This is a genomic window from Maribacter halichondriae (assembly GCF_027474825.1).
In the GTDB taxonomy this organism is placed as follows: Bacteria; Bacteroidota; Bacteroidia; order Flavobacteriales; family Flavobacteriaceae; genus Meishania; species Meishania halichondriae.
On the sequence record NZ_CP107030.1, the window covers coordinates 251,689 to 269,131 of the forward strand.

Sequence of the window (17,443 nt, forward strand, 5' to 3'; positions counted from 1 at the left end):
TTGATTGCCTGTGTCTTTCCGTTTCTACTGCCCTATTTTATTCCTGTGATTTTGATGGCGAACATGACCTCTACAGGAAAAGAATTCGGAATACCTCAAGTAAGCCCTTTTGAAGTAGGCTTGTACAACTTTACGTCATGGGGGCTCTTGCTTGCCGTCCTCATTACCGTTATTTTCGGAGTCGACAGCACCAAAGAAAAACAAGAAAACGATGAGCGATAAAAAACAATTACGCGACGACCAATTCGAACTTTACGACCTTAGCATCGTCGTCGAAGAAATAAAAGGCAACTGCACATGCAACATGACTATTGGCGATACCTTTTATTTAAAAGGTGGGAAAATATCGCTGCCCGAAAAGAGTGATTTCTGTTTGTATGCGATGCAGTCGACCATTCCACTTCTGCCCACCAAACAACGTAAAAACCACTCCGCTGACTGGATGGAAACCGATTCAAGAGTCGTCTGCCCAGATCCTGCCTGCCAGCTGGTCATGCGAATTAATCGTGATTCGCTTCGGGTGCTGGATCATGATGATGTGAGTCCGATTAAGTGGGAGAAGGGTAAGGAATAAATTACTCTAACTAGATTTTATCTAAAGAGGGCAAAAGATTATTCTTATATGAAATTAAGGTGTAACACATTTACCAAAACTATCTAAATGGAAAAAACAGTATTCAATAATCAAACCTTTTACACATTTCTACTAATTGGATTAGGAATTATATCATGTTAGAATTTATACACATTTTCAATGACTCAAAATTTGATAGCCCTTATTCCAGCAGTTGTTCAATTAATAATTCTTATCCTGATATTAACAAAAAATAAGCACGCAAAATTGGGAATTAAGATTTGGTCGATATTACTAATCGTAGGTCCAAGTCTTTCAATTCTGGGAAAAACTATACAAATTTTATTAGGCGATGATGTTTTAGGCAAAGTTGGTCCTCCTATTATTCAAATACTGATATTATTCGCTGGACTTACCATCTATCACTATAATACTACGACCGTGGAAGTGAAATTGGTGGACGGAAAGGAATTAGAATAAAAAACGTGTTACTGTTACTAGTGATGTCCTAGCGTGTTTACAAAGTCCAGTAATTCTTTTCAATTGACCTTTAAAATTGTAAATTCCCCTTCCCTAAAAACCAATACAAATGCAATTCAAAAAATCCTTTTTATTAGGCCTAGCAATAGGTCTCCTACTAATCAAGAGCTGTACAACTCCCAAAAAAGAATCCGCTACCCTGATCATTTATGGCGGACCCATTTATACGGTAGATTCCGTTCAGGCCAAGGTCGAAGCGGTCGCTACCAAAGACAATAAAATTCTCTTTGCCGGTAGTCTTGCGGAAGCCGAGCAATATAAAACCGACCAGACTAAAATCATCGATTTGGCAGGCAAGACCATGACCCCAGGGCTGATCGAAGGGCACGGGCATTTTATGGGACTGGGCTATAATGAATTGAACCTTGACCTGATGAACACGATCAGCTATCAAGAAATCGTCGATGCCGTGGCCGAAAAAGTCAAGACGGCCGCGCCCGGCGAATGGATCACGGGGCGAGGCTGGCACCAAAGCAAATGGACCGAAATCCCGGAGGATACGGTACATGGTTTTCAAACGCACTATCGGTTAAGTGAGGTATCGCCCGATAATCCCGTTTATTTAAGTCATGCCAGCGGTCACGCAGGCTTTGCCAATGCCAAGGCCATGGAAATCGCGGGTGTCGAAGTATTGCCCAAAGACGGTATCGACAAATTGGAAGTCGAAGGCGGTGAAGTCATGCGCGACGGATTGGGAAGGCCCACGGGTATTTTCAACGAGCGGGCACAGAGCTTGATTCGAAAACACATTCCGGAAAGTACTCCCGAAAAAAATGCCAAGGCTTTTGAACTGGCCGTTGCAGCTTGCCACAGAAATGGAATCACCGGTTTTCATGATGCCGGCATCGGTCGGGAGACCATTGCACTCTACGACCAAATGAAAACGGAAGACAAAATGAAAGTCCGTATGTATGCCATGCTCACGGGATGGGACAAAGAGTTGCTCAGCGAATGGTATAAAAAAGGGCCCTCCGTAGACCCTGATCATTTGGTGACCATTCGCTCCGTAAAACTGAATTGCGACGGTGCATTGGGATCTCGCGGTGCTTGGCTATTGGAATCCTACACGGATCGACCGGGACATTTCGGTCATGAAACCCTCCCCATGGAGTTTGTAAAAGAAACTTCATTAAACGGATTACAACACGGTTTTCAGGTATGTGCCCATGCCATCGGGGATCGCGCCAACCAAGAAATCCTTGACCGTTATGAATCTGCTTTTACCGAACTGTCCGACCTTGCGAACGACCATCGGTTTCGTATCGAACATGCCCAACATTTACATCCTGATGATATTCCACGTTTTGCGGAGTTCGGGGTCATTCCCGCCATGCAGGCAGTACATATGTCCTCCGACCGGCCTTGGGCCATTGACCGTTTGGGCGAAAAACGCATCAAAGAAGGTGCCTATATGTGGCAGGCCCTTTTGCAAAGTGGAATTCCCATTGTAAATGGTACGGATGTTCCCGTAGAACCATTAAATCCGATTGCCAGTCTATATGCGAGCGTAAGTCGGAAAACTTTAAAAGGTACTCCCGATGGTGGTTATGAACCCGAACAAAAGATGACCCGGGAACAAGCCTTACGATCCTATACCTTGGATGCCGCCTACGGCGCTTTTGAAGAAAATATCAAGGGTTCCATTACACCGGGCAAGCTGGCCGATTTTACAATATACAGCCAAGATTTGATGACGGTTCCTGAAGAGGAACTTTTGAACACAGAAATCGCGATGACCATTTTTGATGGTAAAGTGGTATATACCAAAAACGAATAAAATAGCTTATACTAAAAAATGAAAAAATCAATTTACTATTTCGCCCTTTCAGCCATATTATTGATGGGTTGCAAACAAGAAACAAAAAAGGAAGATCAAGAAAAAGAACTCCCCAGAATCGCCATTGCCGGTATCGGTATCGAATCAAGTACTTTCTCCCCTGCCCAAACCCATGAAGAGGCTTTTCATGCCCGAATCGGGGATTCCATTTTTGGGCGCTACTCTTTTTTCGATGAAGGCTCCGACATTCGAAAACGCGCGGAATGGGTTCCTGCGTTGGTGGGCAAATCATTGCCCGGTGGTATTGTAACTAGGGAGGCCTATGAGTCGATGACAGAAAAAATATTGAAAATGTTGAAGGAAGGTGGTCCGTACGACGGACTTTGGTTCGATATCCATGGGGCGATGAGTGTGGTAGGTTTGGATGATGCCGAAGGAGATCTGATCAAACGCATTCGTGAAGTTGTTGGAACGGATGTGTTAATTTCAACTTCCATGGATTTACATGGAAACGTTTCCAAACGTTTGGCCGAGCATTCCGATTTGATTACTTGCTATCGTATGGCACCCCATGAAGACGCGCTCGAATCAAAAAAACGCTCCATTGACCTGATGCTTGACCGATTGGAAAATGGTAAAGGAAAGCCAAAATACAAAGCGTGGATTCCCGTGCCGATTTTGTTGCCGGGAGAAAAGACCAGTACGCGCATCGAGCCGGGCAAAAGTTTATATGCCAAAATACCTGCTGTGGAAAATCAAGAAGGTGTCATCGATGCTGCCATTTGGATCGGATATGCGTGGGCCGATGAACCTCGAAATCATGCAGTGGTTATGGTTACCGGAGATGACAAGGAACAAGTGACGGCAGGAGCGCAAAAATTGGCCAATGCCTTTTGGGAAGTTCGGAATGAATTTGAGTTCGTGGCCCCAGTTGCGACTCTGGATGAAAGTTTAAAAATGGCCTTGGCCAGCGATAAAAAACCGTTTATGATCAGTGATATGGGCGACAACCCGACGGCAGGTGGTGCCGGTGATGTAACATGGACGCTCAATGAAATACTAAAGCGTCCCGAATTCAAAAACGAAAATGGCCCTTCATTGATCTATGCCTCCATTCCCGGACCAGAATTTGTTGAAGAAGCCATGAAAATAGGTGTCGGAGGAAAGATAAGTGCCCTAGCAGGTGCCGCTGTGGATAGTCGCTACGCCCCACCTATTACATTAACGGGCACCATCGAAGCAATCAAAGAAGGAGACCGCGACGCCGAGGTCGAAGTCGTCGTCAAAGTAGGAAGTGTTCATGTTATCGCCACCAAAAAACGAAAGCCCTATCATCAAGAAGAAGATTTTACGGATCTGGGATTGAATCCAAAGGAAAGTGATATTGTTGTCGTAAAAATAGGCTATCTGGTGCCTGAACTTTACGAGATGAGAGGCGATTGGATTATGGCGCAAACACCCGGTGGTGTCGATCAAGATTTGGAACGTTTGGGCCATAAAAGAATTAAAAGACCCATGTTTCCATTGGATGCAGATATGGAAGATCCTGATTTGAGTGCGCGGTTATTATCGGCTTCCGATGCTTTGAACTAAAATCAATCAACTTATGCGAAAAACAGTTTTCATTTTTTTATTTTTCTTGGTAACGTCTTCCTTTGCAACAGAAAAATGGGAGATTTTTGAGACAGAATATAAAGGACCAAAAGTTGACAATCCGTTTGCGGATGTTTGGCTGAATGCGGAATTCACTTTTAAAAATCACACCTACTTTGTCGATGGTTTCTACGACGGGGACCAAACGTATAAAATTCGGTTCATGCCCGAATTTGAGGGCAAATGGACTTATACCGTATTTAGTAACATACCCTCCTTAAATGAAAAAAAGGAAGTTTTAAGTGTACATCCGCCAAGCCTAAAAATCATGGACCGGTCTCTGTTCGCGATACTTTTCATTTTAAGTATGCGGATGGTACACCTTATTATCCGGTAGGTACGACTTCGTATGCATGGGTACATCAAGAAAATGAATTGATCCAGGAGACGCTCAAAACACTGGAAAAAAATACTTTCAACAAGATTAGAATGACGGTTATGCCTAAATATTATGGCAGATATGTCTCGAACGAACCACCGCACTATCCGTATGAAGGTTCAATGGAAAAAGGTTGGGACCGCAGCCGTTTCAATGTGGCATTTTTTCAAAATCTGGATAAGCAGGTCGGTGAACTTCGAAGATTGAATATCGAGGGCGATATCATACTTTTTCATCCGTATGATAAATGGGGGTTTAGCAAAGGTACCCTCCAAGAGAATTTATTTTATTTAAAGTACGTGGTGGCCCGTCTTGCAGCGTATCGCAATGTTTGGTGGAGCATGGCCAACGAATACGACATCCTGAAAAAATCCGATGCTGAATGGGAAATATATTTCAAACAATTGTTGAAAAGCGACCCATATAAACATTTGAAATCCATACATAATGGTAAAGGTTGGTATAATCATTCTTTACCGTGGATTACACATCTTAGTATACAGACACCTTACTTGGAAAAAACACAAGCTTGGCGAGAAACGTATAATAAACCCGTAATTAATGATGAATTTGTGTATGAAGGAAATGTACCCTTTGATTGGGGAAACCTCACGCCCGAAGAGACCGTGAATCGATTTTGGACAATTTATTGTCGGGGAGGTTATGCTTCTCATGGGGAGACCTATATACATCCCGAAAATATCCTGTGGTGGGCCAAAGGCGGCAAACTTTACGGAAAAAGTCCGAAAAGGATTGCTTTTTTGCATCAAATCATGAAAGATGCTCCGGAACAGGGCTTAAGACCTTTACATACCGAATGGAACAAAGAAACCTATCTCTATAAGGGTGATGATTACTTTCTTCATTATTATGGAAATAGTCAACAGGCATTGGCTATTCTCAATTTATCGGAAAATAAGAAGTATTCAATTGAAATTATCGATGTATGGTTAATGACGATTGAGAAATTGGAAAAAAACTATTCAGGAATTACAGAAATCGATTTACCACAAAAACCATATATGGCTATTCGTATTATCTCCCAGTAAAACCTTTTACATAGTTGCGAAAAAGTATTTTTCAAATTGTCTTTTGTATGTTTTTTGTTCCCAAAGGACTATTGAGGTCGCAGAGAGTCCTCCAATTAGTAATTAGAGGTGATTAAAATCTCGAATTTCTGGATAGAAATGGATTAAATAACCAGTGTTTCCGTTGGATGCATAAATGACGGATCCCAATTTAACAGCACGATTGCTGTCTGCGGCCGATGAATTGAAATGGCACAGCCACATTTACAAATTTAAAAATATAGGAAATGAAAAAATTAATCCTATTTTGGGCTTGCGGCCTTATCTATAGCTTGGCGTATTCCCAAACAGAAAATTCCATCTCAAAAGAGCTGACCGATTCATTGAAGCAAATCTTCAAACGAGGTTATATCAACGGGTTTTCGGTCGCCATTGTGAGTTCGGATTCCACCCTATATAACAAGGCATTTGGATATGCCGATATTTCAGAAAAAAAGAAATACACGGCAAGTACCATACAACCTATAGCCTCGATCTCAAAAACGGCTATCGGCATATCATTGTTGAAAGCTCAGGAAATGGGTAAACTGAAACTCGATGACCCCATCAATCAATACTTGCCTTTTTCCGTTGTAAATCCCTATTTTCCAGAGGAAAACATTACCATAAGACAGTTGGCATCGCATACTTCCACCATAAAAGATGCATCGCAATATGACGGCCGAGGGTATGTTTTGAGGGAAAAAAGCAACGCTGGCAAAAAAGTGGAAAAGAATTTTCGACCTCCGAACGAACTAATGGATTATGCAGTGTTATTGGAAAAAATACTAAGTATTGACGGTGATTGGTACAAGAAAAAGAACTTCATCAAAAAAAAGCCAGGGGTTATTTTTGAATATTCGAACCTCGGTGCAGGGCTGGCAGCCTTGGTATTGGAGAATGCAGTAGGCGAATCGTTTCCGAAGTTTACCAAGACCCATATTTTCGAACCTTTGGGGATGTCAGACACCGGCTGGTCTTTAAAAGATGTTGATGGTTCAAAACATACCAAACTATATGCCGACCAAAACACGGAACTGGCCCCATATCAATTGGTCAATTATCCGGACGGGGGTATGATTACTTCATCAACCGATCTTGGCAGGTACCTGATCGAGTTGATTTCCGGGTATAATCGGAACGGTACGCTGCTCAGGGCAGAAAGTTATACCGAATTGTTTTCCCCGAACCTAAACGATGAAAATCATAAAGACCGAAGTGAAAGTGCCTATAATGACGAATATAATATGGGCATTTTTATGGGAATGTCAGCAAAGGGTCAAATAGGGCATTCTGGTGGAGATCCTGCTGTAACGACTTTGATGTTCTTTAATTCGGAGACCAAAATCGGTAAACTCCTAATCGCTAACACAGTATTGAGCAAAGAGGGAATTAAGGAGTTTATCGACATTTTCAAAATGCTCGCGTCTTACGAAACTAAACTGTAAGCGCATGATTTAAATATCTTCTAAAGGGGAGCATCTCTTTGTAAACCCCAATTACTTTTTTCTCAAAATTATCTTTGAGGACTTCTTTTGTAGAAAACTCCATGGCAACGGCAAAAGTCTTATTTCGCAATAAATCGATATGCGGGTGGTCGTTAGAAAATCCTTTCGGGGCGTTGATGAGTTTTACATCTTCGTAAAGTCCGCTAAAGGTTTCTTCGAAAGATTTTTTATTCAAAATCTTTTTTAATTCCTCCCCATTATAGTCGATGGCATCACGAATGCTACGTAACCGTTTTGGATCGGGTCGCCAAAGACCGCCGGCGAACATAGAACGTTCAATTCCGATTTCAATATAGAAGTCTCCGGTCCCCGGGCGCTTATCAAATCCGGCACCAAAATGGTCTTTATAGATTGGTTTGTTCGGGTGAAACATCAAATTATTATTGATGCGATTGATGCCTTTTTTACCGGGAGTGTCGTAATACTCATCATCAATTTCGGCAAGGACTGCGTTCATTTTATCCAACCACCCAATATAGTCATCACGGACTTCTTTGTACCATTTTCGATTGGCATCCATCCATTCTTTTGAGTTGTTTTTTGGAGTTCTTTAAGGAAATTGATTAGTTTTTTGAAGTTCATTTTTGTTCGTCATTGCGCGCTTTGCTACCGAAGGTAGGGCAAAGCGAAGCAATATGTTATTTTGATTCTAAAAGTCCCTAAGATTTATTTGCCCAAAGTTACAAATTTGACAGATTGCTTCGTCGTGCCCCCGCGAAATGACGTGTTCCTAAAACCCACGATCTCCACCAACAATATCGCCTAGAGTGCCTAGAATACTACCCTCGCCCTTATCTTTTCCACCTCTGGGAATGGCTGCTAAAACACGACCTGCCAATCTGCTAAAAGGCAGGGATTGAACATAAACGGTTCCCGGGCCACGCAGCGTAGCGAAGAAAAGACCTTCACCGCCGAAAACGGTGTTCTTGATGCCACCTACGAACTCAATATCGTAATCCACGGTCTGTGAAAAGCCTACGATACAACCTGTATCGACTTTTAAAACTTCTCCCACCGCAAGTTCTTTTTTGGCTAAAGTACCCCCCGCATGTACGAAGGCCATGCCGTCACCTTCGAGCTTTTGCATGATAAAACCTTCGCCACCGAAGAGTCCTCGACCCAGTTTTTTGGAGAACTCGATTCCGACAGATACCCCTTTTGCAGCACAGAGAAAGGCATCTTTTTGACAGATGAACTTTCCATTTTTCTCGGAAAGATCAATAGGTAAAATTTTTCCAGGATAGGGCGATGCAAAACTAACCATTTTCTTTCCTTGCCCCACATTTAAAAAGGCGGTCATAAAAAGACTTTCTCCGGTCAATATTCTCTTACCAGCGGAAAAGATTTTGCCAAGAACCCCGGTATCCTGATTCGAGCCATCTCCAAAAATGGTATCCATTTTAATGTCGGATTCCATCATCATAAAACTGCCCGCCTCTGCCACGACGGCTTCTTGTGGATCGAGTTCAATTTCTACGTATTGCATTTCCTCGCCGTAAATCTGGTAATCTATTTCGTGTGCGTTCATTCTATATAGTTTTTTGTTGATGGTTGTTAGTTGTTGGTAAATCTTTAAATGTTACAATATTTTCAAAGTTTTTCAGATAATTTCTTGGTTCATCTTTCCAAAAAAAAATTAAGGTATCGCTTTGTCATCCATCAAATAGCAACCTTCAACTCTTAACCCTCACCGTCCACTCAAAATTAAAGGTAGACACCACTACCCCATCTTCATTCACTCCGACTGATTTCATCCAAAAGGTCTGCCCCTCGCCAGTTGCCACAGTTCTTTGAATGGCCTCCCCGATTAAAAACCCGTCTTCGCATGTAAAGGTTATTCTACCTGTGGCTTTCTTGGAGAAATTAGCATTATTATTCGCAACCAGCATGGAGATTTTCTTACCACTTTCGCGAATTTGATTGATGACCATGGCACCTGTGCTTAGCTCGGCAGCCATACCCTGTATAGCCCAAAACATCGACTTAAACGGATTCTGATTACGCCAACTATGGGTTACGGTTACCACGCATCGCTGCTCATTTATCGATTTTACCCGCACACCCGTCCACCAAGCGGCCGGTAATTTGAAAAAAGTGAATTTATTGAATTTACTAGCGGTAACGCCCATATTTACGTATGATTTCCTCAAAAGTATTGAAAATATCCCAATATATATTTGTTAAACTTTTGTTAATATTTAGTACTGTGTGTTGCATAGTACCTTCTTTTAGATATATATTTGTATAAGAAATTACTAAGCTATGACAGATACATTGACCAAGCACGAAAAAAATTTGTCCGCTATCATACATGCGTCGACCCTTTCGAAGTACTTTATTCCTTTTGGGAACTTTTTACTTCCGTTAGTATTATGGACGGCCAATAAGAACGATCATGCATTCGTGGACTATAACGGAAAGCAGGCGTTGAATTTTCAAATAAGTATTTTACTATACAGCGTGGTCCTTGCGGCGATAACAGGAATCTTGTTCTTCGTTTTCGCTTTTGAGTTTGTAGGTTTTATCGACATCTTCGATTTGAACCGCCACGATCTATCTGAATTCAGCCATGACCATTCGGGCTGGGGCATTCATATCATTTTTATGATTACGGCGGGTATGCTCGGACTAGGACTTTTGGTACTTGACGTCGTATGTACCATTCTAGCCACTTTGAAAAGTGGTAAAGGCGAAAAATATGTTTATCCGTTTACGATAAACTTTATAAAATAATGAAGTATCGAAAAACATTAATAGCTGAAACTATATGCACTGGTATTTCCAGCAGGTTGATCAGCTTACATTAAAACGAATCATCAATCAAAGGGTACTCATCATACCCGGTAGTAAATAGGAGTTTAATCATCAATCAAAAATCAATCATCAAGATGTTTATTCATCGATTAGAAAACGAACAGTTAAACTATGCAGACGCAAATTTCAGACATACCAGAAAGAGTTCCGCATAAAAAGAAAAAAGAAATTATGAATGTAGAAAATACAAAAGCACAAATGCGCAAAGGGGTATTGGAATACTGCATACTTTCCATATTGAACGGAAGGGACAAATATGCATCCGAAATTCTTGAGACCCTAAAAGACGCCAAGATGCTCGTAGTAGAGGGTACGATCTATCCCCTATTGACCCGGCTAAAGAATGCGGGGCTGCTCAACTACCGTTGGGAAGAGTCCACCTCTGGGCCGCCAAGAAAGTACTATACGTTGACAGAAACAGGTAAACTATTCCTAAAAGAATTGGATACCACCTGGGACGAATTGAGAAATGCCACCAATGTGGTGACGAAAAACAAATAGCCACAAAAAACAGACCCAGTCCTTCGACTCCGCTCAGGATGACAAGAAAGGGTAAAAAAACATCAAAAAATGAACAAGACAGTAAATATTAATCTCGCAAACAGGCTTTTTCATATTGACGAACAGGCCTATAACAAAATGCGCCGTTATCTCGAATCGATAAAACGTTCCTTTGCTAATACGCCAGGTAGCGATGAGATCATGGCCGATATCGAAGCACGTATCGCCGAACTTTTTTATGAAAAACTGGAAAACGAACGGCAGGTAATCACTGAAAAAGAAGTCGATGAAGTCATCACCATCATGGGCCAGCCCGAAGATTATATGGTTGATGAAGACATATTTGAAGATGAACCCCAATCAAGCAGATCAAGTAGCGCAGCGAAACGCTCTAAAAAACTATATCGTGATACCGACGAGAAATATGTAGCTGGGGTATCCTCAGGATTGGGACACTATTTCGGAATAGATGCTCTTTGGGTACGATTGCTTTGGATATTCTTGACCATTTTTTCAGGTGGAGGGTTCATCTTGATTTACGGTCTCTTATGGATATTGATTCCCGAGGCCGCGACAACCTCCCAAAAATTGGATATGAAGGGGGAAGCGATCAACATAAGCAATATTGAACGAAAAGTAAAAGAAGGTTTTGACGAAGTTGCCGATAGGGTAAAAAGTGTGGACTACGAAGGTGTGGGAAACAAAGTAAAAAGCAGCGGTAAGACTTTTTTTGATACCCTGGGCGATATTATCATGTTCTTCTTCAAAATTTTCGGAAAGTTCATAGGTATCCTATTGATTATCATAGGGGCCGCTACGATTATCGGTCTGTTCATTGGTCTCTTTACGGTAGGTATTTTAGATATGGTACATATCCCTGGGGTGGATTTCTACAATATCGTCAATGCGACCAATACCCCAGTATGGTTGGTATCGTTGCTTGGATTTTTCGCCATCGGCATTCCGTTTTTCTTCCTTTTATATTTAGGATTGAAGATTTTGGTCAACAACTTAAAATCCATCGGTAATATCGCTAAGTTCTCCTTATTGGGCCTATGGTTGATCTCGTTGATTACGTTGATCGTACTCGGGATCAAAGAGGCAGCGGCACATGCCTATTCCGGAAGTACGACCACTGAAAACGAATTGGTCTTTAATCAGCCAATAGATACCTTAAATATTGTTATGAAAGCCACCGATATTCCTAATGACGGAAATCGCATCGGAATCAACGGTATGCGATTGAATTTTAATGAAGAAGGTCAAGAAGAATTGGTTTCGGAAGATGTACGGGTATACTTGAAAAAATCGAAAGATAGTATTGCTCGAATCGAGATACGTAAAAATGCAGATGGTAGCTCGTTCCAAAGTGCCAAGGAAACTGCGGAAAGAATCGACTATAGCTATGTTATCGAAGGAAACAGCATTATACTGAACGATTTTCTGACTACTCCAAGGGAAAACAAGTTCAAAGATCAAGAGGTACGTGTCAATTTGTTTTTACCGGTAGGTACGATTATCGATTATGATCGCTCGAATAGTCGCTGTTCAACGATTCGTGCAACTAACGATAGGGATATGAACGGTTGTGATTTCGAGGATTACATATGGAAACTGAACCCAAAAGGCGAATGGGAGTGCCAAAATTGCCCTGAAAATGAATGGAATGACGATGATGATGAAGGCAATAACCGCATCAACATCAATGAAGATGGAATCGACATCAATATCAAAGATGAAACGGATTCGTTCAAAATGAAAATCAATGAAGATGGTGTCGAAATCAAAGCAAAGGATAGCCGCGATAGTGTAGACATCAATATAAATGACAAAGGTGTGAAGATAGATGCCGATTAAATTAGGCCTTTACGATTCATCCGAAACATTCGACGATCCAGTCATATAAACTATACAGATACGACTTAAAACAACAATTTTACATCAATCTTAAAACAACGATCATGACAACTTTAGCACGAATTGCAATTGCAGTATTAGTAAGTATATTTTTATCGTCCTGTGGGTTCGATATCAATATCGGGGACTTTGGTACTGGTATCTCAGGAAACGGTAATGTAGTAACCGAAGAACGTGACATAACCGAAGATTTTACCGAAGTCTTGGCTTCCGAAGGAATACAGGTTTATGTAACACAGGCCGACGAATTCGAAATTTCAGTCGAGGCCGATGAAAATGTAATGGACCTCATCGGTACCGACATCCGAAATGGTAAATTAAAGATTCATGCCATCGAGAATATCGGGCGTGCCACAAAAAAAGTATACGTATCCTTACCCGACGTAACCGCCCTGAAAGGCAGCAGTGGTTCTCATCTGACTACAGAAAGCACCATCAAGGCCGATATTCTTGAAATAGACGCTAGTAGTGGAGCTTTAATGAGTATTGAAATCAATGCAGACCAAGTAGACATTGAAGCCAGCAGCGGCGCAAATTTAACTGTTGCGGGCGGAAGCGATAAGACGTATGTAGATGCTAGTCAAGGAGCAAATATCAATGCAAAAGAATTAATGGCCAAGAGTTGCAACGCCGGGGCAAGCAGCGGTGCCAATATTCGTATCAATGTTTCGGACGAATTGACTGCAGATGCCAGTAGTGGAGGAAATATCTCCTATACTGGGGATGCCAATGTAACCACAAAGAAATCAGTTTCGGGTAGCGTTCATAAATACTAGTATACGGTTATAAAAGTTAAACCACCTAATATAATGACCCAGATTCGCCTACCGAATCTGGGTTTTCATTTCAAAGTATCGAAGGTTTATCTATATTAGTACAAACCTTATACGATGCAACTCGGCCTCAAAAAATACACCCTCCCATTAAAACATACCTTCAGTATCTCAAGGGAGTCCCATGACGTTCAAGACACCTTAATTGTTGGTCTTTCATTAGATGACAAAACGGGCTATGGTGAGGCCACTTCAAACTCGTACTATGGGGTTACCATTGAAAGTATGGTTTCCGAAATCGAGTCCTTACGAAACGAAATTAAAACATTCGAGCTGACCGATCCAAAGACGTTCCATCAATTTCTGGTGGAAAGAAAGTTGAGCAACTTCGCTATTTGCGCGTTGGACTTGGCCGCCTGGGATCTGTTCGGAAAACTAAAAAGCAAACCTTTGTATAAACTTTGGGGTACTTCGAACGAAAATTATCCTGTAACGAACTATACCATTGGCATTGCGCCCATAGAAAAAATGGTTGCCAAAATGAAAGAACTACCTTGGCCGATCTATAAAATAAAGCTGGGTACGGATGATGATGTGAATATTGTCAAAGAACTTCGCAAACATACCGATGCCATTTTTAGAATCGATGCCAATTGCGCATGGACCGCCCAAGAAACTATAATCAATGCTCCCCAACTCAAAGATTTAGGGGTTGAGTTTTTAGAACAACCCTTGAAGGCCGATGATTGGGAAGGCATGGAAAAAGTGATGCATCATAGTGTGTTGCCGGTGATTTCCGATGAAAGTTGTATCGTTGAAAACGATGTCGAAAAGTGTGGACTCCATTACAGCGGTATCAATATTAAATTGACGAAGTGCGGGGGCCTTACCCCTGCCCTACGCATGATTCAGAAAGGGAAGGAAATGGGTCTCAAAATCATGGTTGGCTGCATGACGGAATCAACCGTGGGCATCTCGGCCATCGCTCAACTTTTACCACAATTGGATTATGTTGACATGGATGGCCCCCTATTAATAAAGGAAGATATAGCGGATGGAATCAAAATTCTGAACAATGGCAAATTGGTGTTTCCGAAACTTGGTGGAAGTGGAATAACGTTACGATAATGGCACAGTATGTTGATAGTTTTCCCGGTCGTGAAATCGTTGTGGATGGGACAAAGCATCTATATTTCGGTGGGACGTCGTATTTAGGACTGCAGACTCTACCAGAATTCCAACAGATTTTCATCGATAACGTCAAAAAGTACGGCACCAATTATGGTGCTTCCCGAAACTCTAATGTCCGTTTATTGATTTTTGATAAAGCAGAAGCCCATTTATCAGAATTTGTAGGCAGTGAAAGTGGAATTACCATGTCTTCGGGATATTTGGCAGGGCAATTATTGGTTCAGCATTTCACATCCAAGGATTATAAGCTATTCTATGCTCCGAATGCCCACTCCGCACTCTTTACGACTAAAACCAAACCTTACACCACGTACGCAGTTTTGAACGTTGCCCTGCGCGAGCATTTAAAGAAAAAAGGAAATGCCATTCCCGTGGTATTGCTCGATTCCATAGATTTTTCAGGATATAATTACCCAGATTTCGACGGACTGCAAAGCCTGCCCTTAAATCAGGTGATTCTTATCGTCGATGACTCCCATGGTATCGGAGTGGTAGGCCAATCAGGTAATGGGGTCTTCGAAATCTTAACATCATTAAAACCCAAAGAACTATTGGTCAGTTGTTCTTTAGGCAAAGGATTCGGTATTCAGGCCGGAGCCATATTCGGTACAAAAAAGAGAATCGACCAACTTAGGGCCACGGATTTTTTTGGTGGCGCGAGTCCTGCAGCACCTGCCGCCCTGGCTTCTTTACTTGAAGCGAAACCTATTTTCATTTCGCAGCGCGAAAAACTTAAAAGAAATATTGATCTCTTCGTAGCTGGTTTGGAAGAAAAAAAGCATTTTCTGTTTATGGCGGATCATCCCGCCTTTTCTTGCATGGATACAGGTTTGGCTTCCCATCTGAAGAAAAACCAAATTATCACTACTAATTTTAGCTATCCGTCCGATATTGACGATACAAAGAGCAGAATTATTCTTGGAGCTCAACATACCACAGATGATATTCAAAGATTGTCAACCCGTATAGGCGAATACAGTTTTTAAACCTCGATGAAATTAGATGGTTTTCTTTATGAAAATGACAATAAAGTAAGTTTCATGTTGTCATATCAATATTATTTTTCGTAACTTTTGTAAGTATTAATCCTAAAGAACACCGCCATGAAAAAATTATCCGCACTAATAGTTTTGATGCTACTTCTAGTTTCTGCGACCGGAAACATTGAAAAAGATAGCGCATATCATTCCATCCAAGGCACTTGGGAACTTCAAAGCTTTTATTTTTATAATGATAATAAAATAACCGATACCGTACCGACCCAAGATGGGTATCGACAGATGAAAATGTACTATAATGGCAAAGTTATGTGGTCTCGTACCGACCCGAGGGATACCATAGGCAGGTTTGGTTATGGATCATACGTCATTACGGAAACCGAATTAATAGAAACCATCGAATATGGCGACTATCAAATGATGATGGCCTTGGACACAATACGTAACTTCACTTTTCAACTAAATCTGACCGATGATAAACATTATAGCCAAATATCCATAGATGATGATGGGTATAAAACGTTTTCGGAAAACTATAAACGTATAGATTGAAATATAGTATAACCCAACAAGAAAGCCCCGGCCAATAATGGCCGGGGCTCTTTTGTTAATTTATGATGTGCTAAACCACCTCCTCGGGCGTTTCTATCGTTGCCAAATAACGTTCGGCATCCAATGCCGCCATACAACCGGTACCGGCCGCAGTAACCGCTTGACGGTATTCTTTGTCTTGGGCATCGCCACTGGCGAAAACTCCAGGTTTATTGGTCTTTGTAGACTTGCCTTTGGTAATGATATAGCCTACATCGTCCATATCCAATTGACCTTTGAATATTTCGGTATTGGGCTTGTGGCCGATAGCAATAAAAAGACCGGTTATGGCGATATCCTCTTTTTCTCCGGTCTGGTTATTGACCATACGTAGCCCTTCGACTACTTGGTCTCCCAGAACTTCATCCACCTCCGTATTATAGTGTATTTCAATATTTTTTAAACTGTTCACCCTATGCTGCATGGCCTTAGAGGCACGCATATGGTCTTTTCTGACCAGCATGGTCACTTTGTTGCAAATATTGGCCAGATACGATGCTTCTTCTGCAGCCGTGTCTCCAGCTCCTACGATGGCAACATCCTGTCCTTTATAGAAAAATCCGTCACACACGGCACAGGCAGATACTCCCCCACCCCGTAGACGTTGTTCGCTAGGAATATTGAGGTATTTCGCCGTAGCACCGGTCGAAATAATGACCGTTTCCGCCTCAATAACTTTGTTGTCATCAATGGTCGCTTTATGTATGCCTCCCACTTCATCGTTCAACTCCACTGCTGTGACCATACCGATACGAACCTCCGTTCCGAATCGTTCCGCTTGTTGCTGTAATTGCACCATCATAGTCGGGCCGTCGATACCCTCTGGATACCCTGGAAAGTTATCTACTTCGGTGGTGGTGGTCAATTGGCCACCAGGCTCCATACCCGTATAAACCACGGGTTTTAAATCTGCCCGGGCGGCATAAATTGCTGCGGTATATCCCGCAGGCCCTGAACCTATAATCAATGTTTTTAAACGTTCTAATTGCTCTGACATAATCAAGAATCTCCTTTATGATTTATAAGACAAAAGTAGGTTTTTTACCAAAAACCTTACTTTATAACTTATGAAAAGTTATCGGTAACTTTTTAAAATTAGAATCGGTTAGGCGACGACTATTTTTATAAGGCCCCCTACTAAAGTGAAAAAATGATCTTTA

Annotated in this window: 18 protein-coding genes and 1 pseudogene; 15 read left to right on the forward strand and 4 right to left on the reverse strand. The window is 41.7% G+C overall.

Features of this window, described 5'->3' with window-relative positions; genetic code table 11:
- The 8 genes and pseudogenes from N8A86_RS01170 (at position 1) to N8A86_RS01200 (ending at position 7,438) form a co-directional block, all read left to right on the forward strand.
- On the forward strand, positions 1–222 hold the full coding sequence (locus N8A86_RS01170) for a hypothetical protein (RefSeq protein ID WP_273567401.1): 222 nt from the start codon (positions 1–3) through the stop codon (positions 220–222).
- Positions 212–574, forward strand: a complete 363-nt coding sequence (locus N8A86_RS01175; protein ID WP_273567402.1) for a TIGR04076 family protein — start codon at positions 212–214, stop codon at positions 572–574. Before N8A86_RS01170 ends, N8A86_RS01175 begins: the two co-directional genes overlap by 11 nt.
- 589 nt (positions 575–1,163) lie before the next feature.
- On the forward strand, positions 1,164–2,891 hold the full coding sequence (locus N8A86_RS01180) for an amidohydrolase (protein WP_273567403.1): 1,728 nt from the start codon (positions 1,164–1,166) through the stop codon (positions 2,889–2,891).
- An 18-nt stretch (positions 2,892–2,909) separates the two neighbouring features.
- Entirely contained in the window at positions 2,910–4,484 is a 1,575-nt protein-coding gene (locus N8A86_RS01185; RefSeq protein WP_273567404.1) for a M81 family metallopeptidase, read from the forward strand.
- 13 nt (positions 4,485–4,497) lie between these two features.
- The gene (locus N8A86_RS01190) at positions 4,498–4,881 is read left to right on the forward strand and encodes a DUF5060 domain-containing protein (RefSeq protein WP_273567405.1); all 384 of its coding nucleotides are present in this window, start codon (positions 4,498–4,500) and stop codon (positions 4,879–4,881) included.
- A 20-nt stretch (positions 4,882–4,901) separates the two neighbouring features.
- Positions 4,902–5,555: pseudogene (locus N8A86_RS22115) on the forward strand (apiosidase-like domain-containing protein); the annotation flags it as partial.
- 141 nt (positions 5,556–5,696) lie between these two features.
- Positions 5,697–5,972 (forward strand): DUF5605 domain-containing protein, encoded by a 276-nt coding sequence (locus tag N8A86_RS22120; RefSeq protein ID WP_337251794.1) that lies wholly within the window; start codon positions 5,697–5,699, stop codon positions 5,970–5,972.
- A 266-nt stretch (positions 5,973–6,238) separates the two neighbouring features.
- Positions 6,239–7,438, forward strand: coding sequence for a serine hydrolase domain-containing protein (locus N8A86_RS01200; protein ID WP_273567407.1), 1,200 nt, complete (start codon positions 6,239–6,241; stop codon positions 7,436–7,438).
- On the opposite strand, the gene N8A86_RS01205 is transcribed toward N8A86_RS01200, so the two are convergent.
- The 3 genes from N8A86_RS01205 to N8A86_RS01215 form a co-directional block, all read right to left on the reverse strand.
- Positions 7,428–8,018, reverse strand: a complete 591-nt coding sequence (locus tag N8A86_RS01205) for a DUF2461 domain-containing protein (RefSeq protein WP_337251712.1) — start codon at positions 8,016–8,018, stop codon at positions 7,428–7,430. The two genes, N8A86_RS01200 and N8A86_RS01205, sit on opposite strands and share 11 nt — an antisense overlap.
- 210 nt (positions 8,019–8,228) lie before the next feature.
- Positions 8,229–9,026 carry a TIGR00266 family protein gene (locus N8A86_RS01210; RefSeq protein WP_273567408.1) on the reverse strand — a complete coding sequence of 266 codons (798 nt, stop codon included), beginning with the start codon at positions 9,024–9,026 and terminating at the stop codon, positions 8,229–8,231.
- A gap of 145 nt (positions 9,027–9,171) precedes the next feature.
- Positions 9,172–9,627, reverse strand: coding sequence for a DUF4442 domain-containing protein (locus tag N8A86_RS01215; RefSeq protein WP_273567409.1), 456 nt, complete (start codon positions 9,625–9,627; stop codon positions 9,172–9,174).
- 133 nt (positions 9,628–9,760) lie between these two features.
- Between N8A86_RS01215 and N8A86_RS01220 the strand changes: the two genes are divergently transcribed.
- The 7 genes from N8A86_RS01220 (at position 9,761) to N8A86_RS01250 (ending at position 16,244) form a co-directional block, all read left to right on the forward strand.
- The gene (locus N8A86_RS01220) at positions 9,761–10,231 is read left to right on the forward strand and encodes a DUF4870 domain-containing protein (protein WP_273567410.1); all 471 of its coding nucleotides are present in this window, start codon (positions 9,761–9,763) and stop codon (positions 10,229–10,231) included.
- A 252-nt stretch (positions 10,232–10,483) separates the two neighbouring features.
- Positions 10,484–10,813, forward strand: coding sequence for a PadR family transcriptional regulator (locus tag N8A86_RS01225; protein ID WP_273569001.1), 330 nt, complete (start codon positions 10,484–10,486; stop codon positions 10,811–10,813).
- A gap of 69 nt (positions 10,814–10,882) precedes the next feature.
- A complete protein-coding gene (locus N8A86_RS01230) occupies positions 10,883–12,670 on the forward strand; it encodes a PspC domain-containing protein (protein WP_273567411.1) in 1,788 nt (595 codons plus the stop codon).
- A 104-nt stretch (positions 12,671–12,774) separates the two neighbouring features.
- Positions 12,775–13,506, forward strand: coding sequence for a head GIN domain-containing protein (locus N8A86_RS01235; RefSeq protein WP_273567412.1), 732 nt, complete (start codon positions 12,775–12,777; stop codon positions 13,504–13,506).
- A 114-nt stretch (positions 13,507–13,620) separates the two neighbouring features.
- Entirely contained in the window at positions 13,621–14,631 is a 1,011-nt protein-coding gene (locus N8A86_RS01240) for a dipeptide epimerase (protein WP_273567413.1), read from the forward strand.
- Positions 14,631–15,680, forward strand: a complete 1,050-nt coding sequence (locus N8A86_RS01245; RefSeq protein WP_273567414.1) for an aminotransferase class I/II-fold pyridoxal phosphate-dependent enzyme — start codon at positions 14,631–14,633, stop codon at positions 15,678–15,680. Before N8A86_RS01240 ends, N8A86_RS01245 begins: the two co-directional genes overlap by 1 nt.
- Positions 15,681–15,797: 117 nt before the next feature.
- Positions 15,798–16,244 (forward strand): hypothetical protein, encoded by a 447-nt coding sequence (locus N8A86_RS01250; protein WP_273567415.1) that lies wholly within the window; start codon positions 15,798–15,800, stop codon positions 16,242–16,244.
- Between the two features lie 70 nt (positions 16,245–16,314).
- Here N8A86_RS01250 and trxB read toward each other — a convergent pair whose 3' ends face one another.
- Positions 16,315–17,280 carry a thioredoxin-disulfide reductase gene (gene trxB, locus N8A86_RS01255; protein WP_273567416.1) on the reverse strand — a complete coding sequence of 322 codons (966 nt, stop codon included), beginning with the start codon at positions 17,278–17,280 and terminating at the stop codon, positions 16,315–16,317.
- Between the last annotated feature and the right edge of the window lie 163 nt (positions 17,281–17,443).

Coding starts and splice junctions, on each gene's coding strand:
- N8A86_RS01225 (WP_273569001.1), top strand. CDS start 10,484: ATGAATGTAGAAAATACAAAAGCACAAATGCGCAAAGGGGTATTGGAA.
- N8A86_RS01180 (WP_273567403.1), top strand. CDS start 1,164: ATGCAATTCAAAAAATCCTTTTTATTAGGCCTAGCAATAGGTCTCCTA.
- N8A86_RS01190 (WP_273567405.1), top strand. CDS start 4,498: ATGCGAAAAACAGTTTTCATTTTTTTATTTTTCTTGGTAACGTCTTCC.
- N8A86_RS01175 (WP_273567402.1), top strand. CDS start 212: ATGAGCGATAAAAAACAATTACGCGACGACCAATTCGAACTTTACGAC.
- N8A86_RS01215 (WP_273567409.1), bottom strand. CDS start 9,627: ATGGGCGTTACCGCTAGTAAATTCAATAAATTCACTTTTTTCAAATTA.
- N8A86_RS01245 (WP_273567414.1), top strand. CDS start 14,631: ATGGCACAGTATGTTGATAGTTTTCCCGGTCGTGAAATCGTTGTGGAT.
- N8A86_RS01240 (WP_273567413.1), top strand. CDS start 13,621: ATGCAACTCGGCCTCAAAAAATACACCCTCCCATTAAAACATACCTTC.
- N8A86_RS01220 (WP_273567410.1), top strand. CDS start 9,761: ATGACAGATACATTGACCAAGCACGAAAAAAATTTGTCCGCTATCATA.
- N8A86_RS01205 (WP_337251712.1), bottom strand. CDS start 8,018: ATGGATGCCAATCGAAAATGGTACAAAGAAGTCCGTGATGACTATATT.
- trxB (WP_273567416.1), bottom strand. CDS start 17,280: ATGTCAGAGCAATTAGAACGTTTAAAAACATTGATTATAGGTTCAGGG.
- N8A86_RS01185 (WP_273567404.1), top strand. CDS start 2,910: ATGAAAAAATCAATTTACTATTTCGCCCTTTCAGCCATATTATTGATG.
- N8A86_RS01200 (WP_273567407.1), top strand. CDS start 6,239: ATGAAAAAATTAATCCTATTTTGGGCTTGCGGCCTTATCTATAGCTTG.
- N8A86_RS01210 (WP_273567408.1), bottom strand. CDS start 9,026: ATGAACGCACACGAAATAGATTACCAGATTTACGGCGAGGAAATGCAA.
- N8A86_RS01230 (WP_273567411.1), top strand. CDS start 10,883: ATGAACAAGACAGTAAATATTAATCTCGCAAACAGGCTTTTTCATATT.
- N8A86_RS01235 (WP_273567412.1), top strand. CDS start 12,775: ATGACAACTTTAGCACGAATTGCAATTGCAGTATTAGTAAGTATATTT.
- N8A86_RS22120 (WP_337251794.1), top strand. CDS start 5,697: ATGAAAGATGCTCCGGAACAGGGCTTAAGACCTTTACATACCGAATGG.
- N8A86_RS01250 (WP_273567415.1), top strand. CDS start 15,798: ATGAAAAAATTATCCGCACTAATAGTTTTGATGCTACTTCTAGTTTCT.